Consider the following 13,596-nt stretch of genomic DNA (forward strand, 5'->3'; position numbering starts at 1 on the left):
GCTGAAGCCCCGTCTGCGGGTCAAGCGTGGAACGAGCGATCGTCGCGCGGCGCCGTGTGACGGAACGCACCGGCTCGGCCGTTGAGTACCAGCGTGTTGGCGATCATGTCGTGCAGGCCCTGCTTGCGGCGTGTCCAGCCGATCATCAGGAAGCCAACGCCCAGGATCATCCAGCTGAGCAGCTTCGCTGCGTAGCGGCCGAGTGCGCGCCAGACGCTGATGCGGCCACCGTCCAGGTCGGTCACCCGGATGCCCATCGCCAGCTTGCCCACGGTGGCCTGCCAGGCCGAACTCTCGCAGAGGGCAAAATACAGCCAGACCACGATGGCGGTGAGCGCCACGCCCGCGCGTACGGATTCGTAGTACTGGCCGTAGGCCGCGATCATCACGTTGGCGTCGGTGCCCGCCGCGAGCAGCGCCTGCTGCAGCTTTGCCTGGGCGGCTCCGTTGCCGAACGCGTCCATGATCAGCATCTGCGGGATGTAGAGCACGATCGCGTCGATCACGTAGGCGACCAGGCGCTTCCAGAAGCCGGCGTAGTCCTCCAGCGTCGCGGCGGTGGTCGGCGGCGGCACCGCCGCGGCGGGCGCGAACGGCGGCGGCGTGGCGGCCAGCGCGTCGGGAAAGAGCACCGACAGCGGTTGCCAGTCGGCCAGGCCCTCGTACCAGCCCAGATCCTCGGCGGCCAGTTGCCCGCTGCCCAGCCACTGGCGCACGTCCTCCTCCTTGTAGGGACCATGGCGCTGGCCGTCGCGGCCGATCCAGATTTCCATCGCTTGCTCCGGGAAAGGGATGCATTCGATGATGCCACGGAGGACGCGCCCTGTAGGAAGCGCCCGAGCGATCCGGATGACTCCGGCGACCACGGAGAGGCGTCGCGCCGGCGGGTCGCGACTCAGGCGCTGCGGCGTTTCAGGTGCACCAGCAGCAGCGAGATCGCCGCGGGCGTGACGCCGCTGATGCGCGCGGCCTGGCCGAGTGTCGCCGGTTGCGTGCGCTTGAGCTTGAACAGCACCTCGGACGACAGCCCGCGCACCTTGTCGTAGTCGAAGCTGGCGGGAATGTCGGTGTGCTCGTGGCGCCGCTGGCGCTCGATCTCCTCGCGCTGGCGCTCGAGGTAGCCGGCGTACTTGGCCTGCACCTCGACCTGCGCGGCGACGTCCTCACGCTCCACGGCGGGGGCCAGGTCGCTGACAGCGGTGAGCTTGCCGTAGTCGAGCTCGGGGCGGCGCAGCAGGTTCAGCGCGTTGGTTTCGCGGCTCACGGTGATGCCAAGCTGACGTTCGATCGCCGCGCCCAGCGCGTTGGTCGGCGCAGCCCACTGCGAGGCCAGCCGTTGCGTCTCGCGCTCGACCGCCTCGCGCTTGGCGCGCACTGCATCGAAGCGCGCCTGCGGCACCACGCCGAGCGCGAAGCCCTGCTCGGTCAGGCGCAGGTCGGCGTTGTCCTCGCGCAGGTGCAGTCGGTACTCGGCGCGCGAGGTGAACATGCGATAGGGCTCGAGCGTGCCGTTGCTGGTCAGGTCGTCGATCAGCACGCCGACGTAGGCCTCGTCGCGGCGGGGATACCAAGGCGCCTCGCCGCGGACCATGCGCGCGGCGTTGAGGCCGGCGACGAGGCCCTGCGCGGCGGCTTCCTCGTAGCCGGTGGTGCCGTTGATCTGGCCGGCGAAATAGAGCCCGCCGATGCCCTTGGTCTCCAGCCACGGCTGCAGCCCGCGCGGGTCGAAGTAGTCGTACTCGATCGCGTAGCCCGGGCGGGTGATGTGGGCGTGCTCGAAGCCGGGGATCGAATGCACGACCTCCAGCTGCACGTCGAACGGCAGCGAAGTGGAGATGCCGTTGGGATAGATCTCGATGCTGTCCAGCCCTTCGGGCTCGATGAAGATCTGGTGCGAACCCTTGTCGACGAAACGTACCACCTTGTCCTCGATCGAGGGGCAGTAGCGCGGGCCGGTGCCCTCGATCTGGCCGCTGAAGAGCGGCGAGCGGTCCAGCGCGCCGCGGATGATCTCGTGCGTGCGTTCGCTGGTGTGGGTGATCCAGCAGCTGACCTGGCGCGGGTGTTCCTCGCGCGTGCCCAGGTAGGAGAACACCGGCGCGGGATCGTCGCCGGGCTGCTCGTCCAGTCCGCTGAAGTCGATGCTGCGCAGATCGATGCGCGGCGGCGTGCCGGTCTTCAAGCGGTCGGCCGCCACCGGCAGTTCGCGCAGGCGGCGGGCCAGCGTGCTGGCGGGCGGGTCGCCCGCGCGTCCGCCGGCGTACTGCGCCGGACCGATGTGGATTTTGCCGGCCAGGAAGGTGCCGGCGGTGAGCACCACCGCGGACGCACGGAAGGTCAGGCCCATCTGCGTGACCACCCCGACCACGCGCCCGCCCTCGATCACCAGGTCGTCGACCGCCTGCTGGAACAGCTCCAGGTTCGGTTGTGATTCCACGATGCGCCGGATCGCCGCGCGGTACAGCGCGCGGTCGGCCTGGCAGCGCGTCGCGCGCACGGCCGGGCCCTTGGAGGCGTTGAGCGTGCGCCACTGGATGCCGGCGCGGTCGGCTGCCTGTGCCATGGCGCCGCCCAGCGCGTCGATTTCCTTGACCAGGTGGCCCTTGCCAATGCCGCCGATGGCCGGGTTGCAGCTCATCGCGCCCACGGTTTCCAGGTTGTGGGTGAGCAGCAGGGTGCGCGCGCCGCAGCGGGCGGCGGCCAGCGCCGCCTCGGTGCCGGCATGGCCGCCGCCGACCACGATCACGTCGTAGCGGGTGGGATGGATCATCGGTAGGGCGCCTGGCGCATGCGAGGGACGAAACGTGCGTATGTTAGCGCTTCAGGCCGCGTGCCCGAACATAATCAAGAGCTTGGCACGATTGCTGCTTCACCTCTCGTGCACTTTCCATGGGCAGACGCTGCGCGTAACGCGCGCCGAGGCTGGGCAGACAGGGGCCCGACCGTGTACCAGGAAAGGAAGCATGACGGCGCCGCTGGGTTTCCCACGGCGCCGTCGCCTTTTCCGGCCCCGCAAAAACCAAGCCCCGCCAGTGGCGGGGCTTGGCCGTGCTTAGATCTGGCGCCCGGCGGTCTCAGGAACAGGGGGAATCCAGGATGACCGTGTTGCCGGGCGCCAGAAACCGGAAAGTCGCGGGCGCCGTCGCGATCCGTCGCGACTGCGGGAAGGATATTCCCAGTATAGCCGTGAATAAAAAGTGACTAATTCCGGCTTTTTTTTGTAAGGGCGGTGACGCGGAGCGTCAGCCCCGGGACCAGGCGCCAAGCCGATTGTGACGGTGATCACGCTCTGGCACGGCCATTGCAGAGCCTGCTTCACCAACCCATCCCTGCGTCCCGTCATGACCAACATCTTCGACTTCCAGCCGGTCTACCCGCGCCACGACCTGATGATCGAGATCGGCAAGGTGCAGATGGCGATCGAACACCTGGCCGCGCGCACCGAGCAGGAGCGCCAGAACCTGGCTCCGCGCCTGGAATCGCACATGGTTCGCCTGCGCAACGCGCTGAGCCAGCTCGCCGCTTGACCGCCCCGTTGCCGGGCGGAGCGACGTCGCCAGCGCTCCGCCCGGCAACGTCTTGCGGCCCCGTTAGCCCTTGAGCATGTTGCCGACGATCTCGGCCAGGTTGCGCGAGAGGCGCTGTTCGGCCAGCCCCGCCACTGCCGCGCGCGCCTGTTCGCGCCGCATCGGCTCCAGCCGCTGCCAGCCGTTGAACGCCGTGGCCAGCCGCGCCGCCACCTGCGGGTTGAGCGCATCCAGTTCGGCCAGCCGCGCGGCCAGGAACCGGTAACCCTCGCCATCGGCGCGGTGGAAGCCGCTCGGATTGCCGCGCGCCCAGGTGCCCAGCAGCGCCTGTACGCGGTTGGGGTTTTTCAGGGTGAACTTCGGATCGGCCTCCAGCGCGCGCACGCGCGCCAGCGCGGGCTCGCCGGGGATCTGCGCCTGCACCGCGAACCACTTGTCCAGCGCCAGCGCATTGTCGGCGTGGCGCGTGCGGTAGCGGGCCAGGGCATCGGCCGCCTGCGGCGCCCCGCTGCGGACCAGCACGGCGAGACCGGCGAGGCGGTCGGTCATCGTCGCGGCGTGGGCGAACTGCGCCGCGGCGAAAGCCTGCGCCGCGGGCGCATCGAGCAGCACCAGCAGCTCCAGCACGCGACGCTTGAGCCGGCGCTGCGCCTGGCTGGCGGCATCCAGCGCGTCGCTCGCCTGCGCGGTGAGCGCGCGGTAGCGGTCGGCCAGTACGCCCGCGCCGATGCGTGCGGCCAGTTCGCGCTGCAGCGTCTGGCGCAGCGCATGGATGCGCGCAGGGTCAACGTCGGTCTCGCGCTCGGCCAGTTCCACCTCGCCCGGGGGCGTCAGCAGGTCGGCCAGCAGCGCCGGATCCAGCGTGGACTGGCCGAACAGCCCGGCGAGCGTGTCGACCCATACCGCCAGCGCCTCCTGGCCGTGGCCGTCGCGCAATGCCGCGTAGGCACGCCAGGCCAGTTGCTGCGCAGCCTCCCAGCGGTTGAAGCCGTCGGTGTCGTGGGTCAGCAGCAGCGCAAGTTCGGACGGTGCGTATGCGTAGTCGAGGATGACCGGCGCCGAAAAACCGCGCAGCAGCGAGGGCACCGGCGCGCGCCCGATGCCGGGGAACACGAACGACTGCTCCTGCGTATCGAGCACCACCACCTGCTCCGTGGCGCCCTCGTGCAGCGGCAGCATGCGCCCATCCGGATCGAACAGCGCGAGCTTGACCGGGATCGGCAGCGGCCGCTTGTCCGGTTGGCCGGGCGTGGGCGGCGTGTGCTGGCGCAGGGTCAGCGTGTAGGAGCGCGTGGCGGCATCGTAGTGCCCCTCGCCCGACAGCCGTGGCGTGCCGGCCTGCCCGTACCAGGCGAGGTACGGCGACAGGTCGATGCCGTTGGCCTGACCCAGCGCAGCGAGGAAATCCTCCAGCGTGGCGGCACGACCATCGTTGCGCTCGAAATACCGGTCCATGCCGCGGCGGAATCCCTGCGGACCCAACCGCCCGGCCAGCATGCGCACCAGCTCCGAGCCTTTTTCGTACACCGTGGCGGTATAGAAATTGTTGATCTCGCTGTACTGCGAGGGACGCACCGGATGCGCCAGCGGGCCGGCATCCTCGGGGAACTGCGCGCGGCGCAGCAGGGCGACGTCGTCGATGCGTTTGAGCGAGGCCGAATACATGTCCGCCGAGAACTGCTGCTCGCGGAACACGGTCAGCCCTTCCTTCAGCGACAGCTGGAACCAGTCACGGCAGGTGACCCGGTTGCCGCTCCAGTTGTGGAAGTACTCGTGGCCGATCACCGCCTCGACCGCGCGGTACTCGTCGTCGGTCGTGGTGTCCCGATCGGCCAGCAGGTACTTGGCGTTGAAGATGTTGAGACCCTTGTTCTCCATCGCGCCCATGTTGAAGTCGTGCGTGGCCACGACGTGGAACACGTCCAGGTCGAAATTGCGCCCGTAGGCCTGCTCGTCCCAGCGCATGGCGCGCTCGAGCGCGTCCATGGCGTAGTGGCAGCACTCGATCACATCCGGCTCGGCCCAGATCACCAGCGCCACCTGGCGACCGTCGGCGGTGACGTAGTCGCGCTCGAGCTTTTCCAGCCGGCCGGCCACCAGCGCGAACAGGTAGCAGGGCTTCGGATACGGATCGACGAAACGTGCCCAGTGTCGTCCGTCCGGCAGCTCGCCGGCACCGTCCGGGTTGCCGCCGGCGAGCAGCACCGGGAAGCGCTCGCGGTCGGCGCGCAGCGTGACGGCGTAGCGCGTCAGCACGTCCGGACGGTCGGGAAAGAAGGTGATGTGGCGGAAGCCCTCGGCTTCGCACTGGGTCAGCAGGAAACCCCGCTCGCGCGAGCCGGACAGGTACAGCCCCTCCAGTGCGGTGTTGGCCGCCGGACGCACGCGCACGCGGGTCTCCAGCACGCTGCCGTCGGCAACGCCGTCGACTTCCAGCATGGCGTCGCGGTACCGGTAGCGGTTCCCCTCGAGCGGCTGGCCGTCCAGCGCGATGGCGAGCAGCTCCAGGCCCTCGCCGTCCAGGCGCAGCGGCACATCCTGTGCGGGGTCGCGGCGCAGGTGCAGGCGCGAGAGCACCTCGCTCGTGTCGATGCCAAGGTCGAACTCCAGTTCGATCCGCTCGACCGTCCAGGCGGGCGGGCGATAGTCGGCAAGACGGATGGGCGAGGGGGTCTGATCGTCGCGCGCAGTCATGAGTAAGCAGCCGCTGGGGGAAGGCTCAGGCTAACATGCGACGCTTTCGCGACCGGACGGGACATGGGTGCTTTCGACGTCGCCATCGAGTGGCTGGGCACGCAGCCGGTCGTGGTATTGAACGACAGTGCGCGTGGTCGCCGCGTGCGCATTGCGCGGCACGGTGCCTGCGTGCTGGGCATCGAGGCGGCGGTCGGCGGCGCGCGCGTGGAGCTGGCCGACGGGTATCGCGATGCCGCGGAAGTGACGGCCCGTCCCGGCTCGCGTTTCGCGGTGCTGGCGCCCTTCGCCAACCGCGTGGCCGACGCGCGCTACCGCTTCGAGGGCACCGGGTACGACCTCATGCCTGGCGCGACCGGCGCCGCGCGCGCCAGCCGCCATGGCTTCGTGCGTGATGCCGGGTTCATCGTGGGCGCACTCGATGCGGACGAGCATGCGGCCAGCGTGCTGCTGGCTACGCACATTCCGCCGCAAGCCGGCTATCCGTTCGCACTCGACCTCGCCGTGCGTTACGCGCTGGCGGCCGAGGGGCTCACGCTGGAGGCGACGCTGCGCAACGTGGGCAACCGCGTGGCACCGGCCTTCGCCGGCTGGCATCCCTACTTCCGCCTGGGCGGCGACGCGCTGCCTTCATGGGAACTCACCATTCCCGCCGCCTGCGTGATCCGCACCGACGCGGACCATATTCCGCTGGCGGGCGAGGCCGCCTACCAGCCACTGGCGCAGGCCCCGGCACTCGACTTCCGCCAGCCGCGCGCCGTCGGTGCGCTTGAACTCAACCACACCTACGCCGACCTGCAGGCCGATGCCGATGGCCGCGTGCGCACGCGGCTGCGTGATCCGGCCAGCGGCCTGGGCATCGCGGTATGGCAGGAGCGCGGCGTGCTGCTCGCCTACACCGGCGACACGCTCGAACGCGGTGCGCGCCGCTCGCTCGCACTCGAACCGATGGAAAGCCTGCCCGACGCCTTCAACCGGCCCGACTGCGCCCAGGCCATCCGACTTGAACCCGGTGCCGCGCGCACGTTCCGCTGCGGCGTGGAGATCGATACGCCATGACTGCCTTGCCCACGTTCGCCCAGATCCAGGACGCCGCCGCCCGCATCGCGCCGCATGCGCGGGTCACGCCGGTACTGCGCAGCGACGCGCTCGACGCGCTGGCCGGCGCGCAGCTGCACTTCAAGTGCGAGAACCTGCAGCGTGGCGGTGCCTTCAAGTTCCGCGGCGCCTGCAACGCGGTGTGGGCGCTGGACGAGGCGGCCGCCGCGCGCGGCGTGGTCACGCATTCCTCCGGCAACCACGGCAATGCGCTGGCGCTGGCGGCGGCGACCCGTGGTATCCGCGCGCACGTGGTGGTGCCCGAGGGCGCCGTGCGCGCCAAGCTCGAGGCGATCGAACGCGCCGGCGCCGTACTGCACCGCTGCGCCCCGACCCAGGCCGCGCGCGAGGCGACCACTGCGCAACTCGTACGGGACACCGGCGCGGTACTGGTGCATCCGTATGCCGACACGCAGGTGATGGCCGGGCAGGGCACCATCGCGCTGGAGCTGCTGGCGCAGGTGGCCGGTCTCGATGCGATCGTCACGCCGGTCGGCGGCGGCGGACTGGCCTCGGGCGTGGCGATCGCCGCGCATGCGCTGCGCCCGGAGCTCGCCCTTCATGCCGGCGAACCGGCGGGTGCGGATGACGCCGCGCGTTCGCTTGCCCGCGGCGAACGTGTCACCGACGTGGTACCGCAGACCGTCTGCGATGGCCTGCGTGCACTGGTCGGCGAGCCTAACCTCGAGGCGTTGCGCCAGCACCGGATCGCTATCGTCACGGTGACCGACGAGGAGAGCGTCGCGGCCATGCGGCCGCTGTGGCAGGAGCTCAAGCAAGTGGTGGAAGTCTCCAGCGCAACCGCCTTCGCCGCGGTGCTCAAAGCTCGCGAGCGCTTCGCCGGCCGCCGCGTCGGCGTCGTGCTCACCGGCGGTAACGTCGATCTGGACGCGCTGCCGTGGTGACTGTGCAGGAGCGCACCTGTGTGCGACCCGCCGTCGCCGGGAGACCGCGGTCGCGCACAGGTGCGCTCCTACACCAGCGTTCTTTCGCGCTTGCCCAGGCGCACGCCCACCACGGCCCCCAACCCCGCCAGCACCAGCGCGATCCCCAGCCATTCCATCGCATCGGGCCGCTCGTCGAGGATCAGCCAGGCCAGCAGCACGCTGACCACCGGCACGCCGAGGCTGGACAGGCTCGCGACCGTGGTCGGCAGGCGCTTGAGCACCACCAGCCACAGCCCCCAGGCCACGCTGGAGGCCATCACCGCGCTGTAGACCAGCGCGCCGGCGAAGGCCCAGTTCCAGGCGATCGGCCGCGAGGGCACCAGTAGCGCAACCAGTCCCAGAGCCAATGCGCCGACCAGCATCTGCCAGCTGGTCAACGACAGGGCCGACACCGCGTGGCGCTGGAACAGCCGTTTGCTGAGTACCGTTCCGGCCGCCCACGCGGCGCCGCCGGCGAGCGCCAGCGCCGTGCTCAGCGGGCTGCCCAGGCCCTGCCAGGGTTCGAGGATGCACAGCAGTCCGGCAGCGGCGAGCGCCAGGCCCAGCCAATGCCGCGCCGAGGGCGTCTCGCCCAGCAGCGGCCAGGCCAGCAGCACCGACCAGAACGGCATGCTGTAGGCCAGCAATGCCACGTGCCCGGCGCCGCCGCCGACCAGCGCCCACTGCTCCAGTCCCTGGAACGCGGCGGTCTGGCACAGGCCGATCAGCACGGTGGACAGCAGCGGCGGGGGACGCAGCGACTGCCGGCTCACGGCCAATGCGGCGAACAGCACCACCGCGCCAAGCAGGTAACGCAACGCGGCGAAGTCGAACGGCCCCGCCCAGTTCAGCGCCTGCTTCATCACCACCCAGCTGTAGGCCCAGATCAGGATGGTGCCGGCGAGGGCGCCCAGCGCGCTGCGCTGCGGGGAGGTTGTCGACATGGCAAGGAACGCGCGGGAAAGTGCGCCAGTGTACGCCGCGCGCTGCGCTACATTGGCCTTGCTGCCATCAGGGGATTTCCATGCACCGCTGCGCCTGGGCCACCGACGACGTGCTATGCGCCTACCACGACACCGAGTGGGGCGTGCCGCTGCACGATGACCGCCAGCTGTTCGAGTTCCTCTCCCTGGAAGGCGCGCAGGCAGGGCTCTCGTGGCGCACCGTGTTGGCCAGGCGCGAGCGCTACCGCGCGGTATTCCACGGCTTCGACATCGCGCGCGTGGCGCGCATGACCGATCGCGAGCTGGAAAAGGCGCTCACCGATCCGGGCATCATCCGCAATCGCCTGAAGGTCACCGCCACGCGCGACAACGCCCGTGCCGCGTTGAAGGCCATCGAGGCGCACGGCAGCCTGGACGCCTATCTGTGGTCGTTCGTCGACGCCGAGCCGCGGCGCAACCGCTGGAAGACCAGCGCCGAGGTGCCCGCCACGACGCCGGCGTCCGACCGCATGAGCAAGGGGTTGAAGAAGGACGGCTTCCGCTTCGTCGGCAGCACCATCTGCTACGCGCTGATGCAGGCCACCGGCATGGTCAACGACCACCTGGTCGGCTGCTTTCGCCATCGCCAGGTCTGAACGGGCACTTTCGCAAGGCTTCCCCCATCCGCCCTTCGGGCCCCTTCCCCCGCGAACGGGGAAGGATCGAAAGCGTAGTGCCGCGCTGTCGAGCCTTTCCCTTGCCAACCCGGGGGACGATGCCGACAGGCGGATGGGCGCGCGTTCGGCGACGCCAAGCGCGCTTGCGTCAGTGGCGCCTGGGGCACCGGAAGGCAGCGATTCACCGGTGCATCACCCGGCGGACGCTTGCATGGAGGGCGGTTTCCGCGGACAGGATGGAGCGTGGCCACACTGCGCATCGGCATTTCCGGCTGGCGCTATGCGCCCTGGCGCGGCGTGTTCTATCCGAAGGACCTGCCGCAGCGGGCCGAACTCGAGTACGCCTCGCGTCAGGTCGGCAGCGTCGAGCTCAACGGCTCGTTCTACAGCCTGCAGCGGCCCTCCAGCTACGCGTGCTGGAGCGCGGACACGCCGCGCGGCTTCGTGTTCGCGGTGAAGGGACCGCGCTTCATCACGCACATCAAGCGGCTGCGCGACTTCGACGGGCCGCTCGCCAACTTCCTCGCATCGGGCCTGTTCGAACTGGGCGCGAAGCTGGGCCCGATCCTGTGGCAGTGCCCGCCGACCCAGCGTTTCGATGAGGCGTTGTTCGACCATTTCCTTGGCGCGCTGCCCCGCGACACGCTCCAGGCCGCCGCACTCGCACGCCGGCACGACCACCGCCTGAAGCACGGCGCGAGCGTCAGCCCCGACCGCAAGCGTCGCCTGCGCCACGCGCTGGAGATCCGCCACGAGAGTTTCATCTGCGAGGCGTTCATCGCGCTGCTGCGCCGGCACAAGGTCGCGCTGGTGGTGGCTGATACCGCCGGGCGCTGGCCCTACCTGGAAGACGTCACAGCCGACTTCATGTACCTGCGCCTGCACGGCGACGAGAAGCTCTACACCAGCGGCTACAGCGACCAGGCGCTGGAACGCTGGGCGGCGCGCATCCGTGCCTGGTCGCAGGGTGGCGAGCCGGAGGATGCCGTGCGCGCCAGCCCGCGGCCGCCGCCCAAGCGCGCCAGCCGCGACGTGTACTGCTACTTCGACAACGACGCCAAGGTGCACGCACCGTTCGACGCGCAGGCATTGATGCGGAAGCTGGGGCTGGCGGAGTGAGGGGAGGGGAGACCCGGCCCTCCCGTTGAAAGGGAGGGAGCCAATCGCGACGCGTGCCTTGGCCCCTCCCTTTCAAGGGGACGGTCTGGATTGGGGTGGGTTTCGCCGCAAGCAGCTCACTTGCTCGCGGCCTTGGCCTGGTTCGCCTCGTTGCCCGGATCCTCGTGCAGCAACCGCCGCGTCACCCCGTTGGTCCAGCCGAAGCCGTCCTGCAGCGGGTACTCGCCGCCCCCGCCACCCTCGGCGTCCTCGCCGTCGTGGGTGACCACGTATTTCTCCACCAGCTTGCTCTCCTTCTTGTAGAGCGTGCCCACGGTGCGCAGCCAGCGGCAGGCGATGTCGTCGGCATCGATGTCGTAGTTGCGCATGCCGCGGATCGCCATCCACTGCAGTGGTGCCCAGCCGTTGGGCTGGTCCCACTGCTGCCCGCTGTCGTGCTCGCTGGTGCCCAGGCCGCCCTCGCGCAACAGCCGGTCACGCAGTGCGTGCGCGGTGCGATGGGCCTGTTCATGGCTGGCCAGGCCGATGAACAGCGGCGCGGCGGTGGCGCTGTTGAGTGCCTCGCGCGGCGCGTCGCGCTCGAAGTCGTAGTCGAGAAAGGCGCCGGCCTGCTCGTTCCACAGCAATCGCTCGATGCCCTGCTTGCGCAGTTCGGCGCGCTGCTGGAACTTCTCCGCCTGCTTGCGCTGACCCACCGCGTGGTTGAGCAGGCAGATCTGCCGCTCCAGCTTGTACAGGAAGCAGTTGAGGTCCACCGGCAGGATCGAGGTGGTGCGGATGGTCGACAGCTCCGAGCCGTCGCACCAGCGCGAGCTGAAATCCCAGCCGGAGGCCGCGCCCGCGCGCAGCTCGCGGTACACCTGGTGCGCCGGTCGATGGGACTTGCGCGCGGTGAGTACGTCCTCGCGGTAGGACTCCTCGCGCGGCGTGTCGCGGTCGTCCCAGTAGCGGTTGAGGATGCTGCCGTCGTCCAGGCACACGCAGTGCCGGCGCGCGTCGCCCGGGCGCATCTCCTCGGCGCCGGCCATCCAGAAGTTGTACTCCTTGCGCAGGCGCGGCAGGTATTCGATCGCCTTGCACACGCCCTTCGACTCGAACAGCTCCACCATCAGTGCGAACACGGGGGGCTGCGAGCGGCTGAGGTAATAGGTGCGGTTGCCGTTGGGCACGTGGCCGTAGGTATCGATCAGGTAGGCGAAGTTGTTCGCCATCGATGCCAGCAGGTCGTGCCGGCCGCTCTCGGCCAGGCCCAGCATGGTGAAGTAGGAGTCCCAGTAGTACAGCTCGGCGAAGCGCCCGCCGGGCACCACGTAATCGTTGGGCAGCGGCAGGATCGACGAGTTCGGCGGATGCTGGCGCGGGTGGCGGGTGAGCACGTCCCACAGGCTGTCGATGTGTGCCTTGAGCGGTTGCCCCGGCGGCGACTTGTAGTGGCTGGTGTGCACCTGGGGCGGGTCGAAGTTCGCGTGCACGAAGCCGGCCAGGTCGAAGCCGTCCTCGTCGCATTGCTCGCGGTACTCCTCCAGGATGTCCTCCGGGTCGCCGCGCGGCACGCAGTCGACGAAGGTCTTGCTGTCGGTGAACACGCAGCCCATCTGCACCGCGATGAACAGCTCCTGGTAGCGGTCCGCCGGCGTGAGGGTGTCCGCCTTGGGGACGCTGGCCGCCCTCTCCTCGTTCTGGCGCTTGGTCTGGTCGGTCATTGCTCGGAGTAGTTCCACAACAGTCCGCCGTCGATGAACAGCGTGCTGCCGGTCATGTAGCTGGCGTCATCGCCGCACAGGAAGGCCACCGCGCCGGCCACCTCCTCGGGCGAGCCAAGTCGTTGCAGCGGGATGTTGCGCTTGAGCGCGGCCATCAGCGCCGGGTCGCTCATGAGGTGCGCGTTGATCGGTGTCTTGATCGCGCCGGGCGCGATGTTGTTGATGGTGATGCCCAGCGGGGCAAGCTCGACCGACAGGTCGCGCATCAGCATCTTCACGCCGCCCTTGCTGGCGCAGTAGCTGGCGAAGTGCGGGAACGGCAGTTCCTCGTGCACCGAGCTGATGTTGACGATGCGCCCGCCGTCGCCGCGATCGCGTACGTGGCGCGCGAACGCCTGGGTGAGGAAGAACACGCCCTTGAGGTTGACGTCCAGCACCAGGTCGTAATCGGCCTCGGTGACGTCGAGGAACCCGGCGCGCCGCTCCACGCCCGCGTTGTTGACCAGGATGTCGACCCGGCCCATCTGCGCCACCGCCTCGGTCATCACCTGTCGGACGGCCTCGACCTGGGCGACGTCGCCCTCGATCAGGCAGGCGCGTGCACCGGTGGCCTGCACCTGCGCGAGGGTCTCGCGGGCGCGGTCGTTGGCGACGCGGTCCTCGATCACCACCGACGCGCCTTCCTGCGCCAGCCGCAGCGCGATCGCGCGGCCAATGCCTTGCGCCGCGCCGGTGACCAGCGCGACCTTGCCTTGCAGCCCCATCACGGCTCCTTCGGAAGTGGATGAGGTCGCCCAGCCTAGGACTCCGCGGGTGAAGACGGCGCCAGCGATGGCGTGCCAAGGCTATGGGCGGTCATCGGAGTGCCTGCGTCCCGCCACGAATCTGCCCGACCGGACACCGGTGCATCGGCCAGACTGCGCGTTTCC

General features: G+C 69.7%; 11 protein-coding genes. 5 read left to right on the plus strand and 6 right to left on the minus strand.

Annotated elements, in window-relative coordinates:
- Nucleotides 1-20 precede the first annotated feature (20 nt).
- A complete protein-coding gene (locus ACFWZU_RS04330) occupies nt 21-773 on the minus strand; it encodes an RDD family protein (protein WP_439700190.1) in 753 nt (250 codons plus the stop codon).
- Between the two features lie 122 nt (nt 774-895).
- Nucleotides 896-2,770 (minus strand): tRNA uridine-5-carboxymethylaminomethyl(34) synthesis enzyme MnmG, encoded by a 1,875-nt coding sequence (gene mnmG, locus ACFWZU_RS04335; protein WP_439700191.1) that lies wholly within the window; start codon nt 2,768-2,770, stop codon nt 896-898.
- A gap of 571 nt (nt 2,771-3,341) precedes the next feature.
- Here mnmG and ACFWZU_RS04340 point away from each other — a divergent pair.
- Nucleotides 3,342-3,527 carry a hypothetical protein gene (locus tag ACFWZU_RS04340; protein ID WP_439700192.1) on the plus strand — a complete coding sequence of 62 codons (186 nt, stop codon included), beginning with the start codon at nt 3,342-3,344 and terminating at the stop codon, nt 3,525-3,527.
- Nucleotides 3,528-3,590: 63 nt separating this feature from the next.
- Here ACFWZU_RS04340 and pepN read toward each other — a convergent pair whose 3' ends face one another.
- Entirely contained in the window at nt 3,591-6,221 is a 2,631-nt protein-coding gene (pepN, locus tag ACFWZU_RS04345) for an aminopeptidase N (protein WP_439700193.1), read from the minus strand.
- Nucleotides 6,222-6,284: 63 nt separating this feature from the next.
- On the opposite strand from pepN, the gene ACFWZU_RS04350 reads away from it, so the two are divergent.
- Nucleotides 6,285-7,280, plus strand: a complete 996-nt coding sequence (locus ACFWZU_RS04350) for an aldose 1-epimerase (protein ID WP_439700194.1) — start codon at nt 6,285-6,287, stop codon at nt 7,278-7,280.
- A complete protein-coding gene (locus tag ACFWZU_RS04355; RefSeq protein WP_439700195.1) occupies nt 7,277-8,224 on the plus strand; it encodes a pyridoxal-phosphate dependent enzyme in 948 nt (315 codons plus the stop codon). Before ACFWZU_RS04350 ends, ACFWZU_RS04355 begins: the two co-directional genes overlap by 4 nt.
- Before the next feature lie 68 nt (nt 8,225-8,292).
- On the opposite strand, the gene ACFWZU_RS04360 is transcribed toward ACFWZU_RS04355, so the two are convergent.
- Nucleotides 8,293-9,189, minus strand: a complete 897-nt coding sequence (locus ACFWZU_RS04360; RefSeq protein ID WP_439700196.1) for a DMT family transporter — start codon at nt 9,187-9,189, stop codon at nt 8,293-8,295.
- 80 nt (nt 9,190-9,269) lie between these two features.
- Between ACFWZU_RS04360 and ACFWZU_RS04365 the strand changes: the two genes are divergently transcribed.
- Nucleotides 9,270-9,824 carry a DNA-3-methyladenine glycosylase I gene (locus tag ACFWZU_RS04365; protein WP_439700197.1) on the plus strand — a complete coding sequence of 185 codons (555 nt, stop codon included), beginning with the start codon at nt 9,270-9,272 and terminating at the stop codon, nt 9,822-9,824.
- Between the two features lie 264 nt (nt 9,825-10,088).
- The gene (locus tag ACFWZU_RS04370) at nt 10,089-10,964 is read left to right on the plus strand and encodes a DUF72 domain-containing protein (protein WP_439700198.1); all 876 of its coding nucleotides are present in this window, start codon (nt 10,089-10,091) and stop codon (nt 10,962-10,964) included.
- Nucleotides 10,965-11,080: 116 nt separating this feature from the next.
- Here the strand turns inward: ACFWZU_RS04370 and treF are convergent, their stop codons facing one another.
- Both treF and ACFWZU_RS04380 read right to left on the minus strand, forming a co-directional pair.
- Nucleotides 11,081-12,667 (minus strand): alpha,alpha-trehalase TreF, encoded by a 1,587-nt coding sequence (gene treF / locus ACFWZU_RS04375; RefSeq protein WP_439700199.1) that lies wholly within the window; start codon nt 12,665-12,667, stop codon nt 11,081-11,083.
- Entirely contained in the window at nt 12,664-13,431 is a 768-nt protein-coding gene (locus ACFWZU_RS04380) for an SDR family NAD(P)-dependent oxidoreductase (RefSeq protein WP_439700200.1), read from the minus strand. Before ACFWZU_RS04380 ends, treF begins: the two co-directional genes overlap by 4 nt.
- Nucleotides 13,432-13,596: the final 165 nt, after the last annotated feature.

Origin of the sequence: Frateuria sp. GZRR33 (assembly GCF_051900425.1) — a bacterium.
In the GTDB taxonomy this organism is placed as follows: domain Bacteria; phylum Pseudomonadota; class Gammaproteobacteria; order Xanthomonadales; family Rhodanobacteraceae; genus Frateuria_A.

Bases quoted from the DNA above. Each gene is read 5' to 3' on its own strand.
- ACFWZU_RS04330 (WP_439700190.1), bottom strand. From the start codon at position 773: ATGGAAATCTGGATCGGCCGCGACGGCCAGCGCCATGGTCCCTACAAG.
- mnmG (WP_439700191.1), bottom strand. From the start codon at position 2,770: ATGATCCATCCCACCCGCTACGACGTGATCGTGGTCGGCGGCGGCCAT.
- ACFWZU_RS04340 (WP_439700192.1), top strand. From the start codon at position 3,342: ATGACCAACATCTTCGACTTCCAGCCGGTCTACCCGCGCCACGACCTG.
- pepN (WP_439700193.1), bottom strand. From the start codon at position 6,221: ATGACTGCGCGCGACGATCAGACCCCCTCGCCCATCCGTCTTGCCGAC.
- ACFWZU_RS04350 (WP_439700194.1), top strand. From the start codon at position 6,285: ATGGGTGCTTTCGACGTCGCCATCGAGTGGCTGGGCACGCAGCCGGTC.
- ACFWZU_RS04355 (WP_439700195.1), top strand. From the start codon at position 7,277: ATGACTGCCTTGCCCACGTTCGCCCAGATCCAGGACGCCGCCGCCCGC.
- ACFWZU_RS04360 (WP_439700196.1), bottom strand. From the start codon at position 9,189: ATGTCGACAACCTCCCCGCAGCGCAGCGCGCTGGGCGCCCTCGCCGGC.
- ACFWZU_RS04365 (WP_439700197.1), top strand. From the start codon at position 9,270: ATGCACCGCTGCGCCTGGGCCACCGACGACGTGCTATGCGCCTACCAC.
- treF (WP_439700199.1), bottom strand. From the start codon at position 12,667: ATGACCGACCAGACCAAGCGCCAGAACGAGGAGAGGGCGGCCAGCGTC.
- ACFWZU_RS04380 (WP_439700200.1), bottom strand. From the start codon at position 13,431: ATGGGGCTGCAAGGCAAGGTCGCGCTGGTCACCGGCGCGGCGCAAGGC.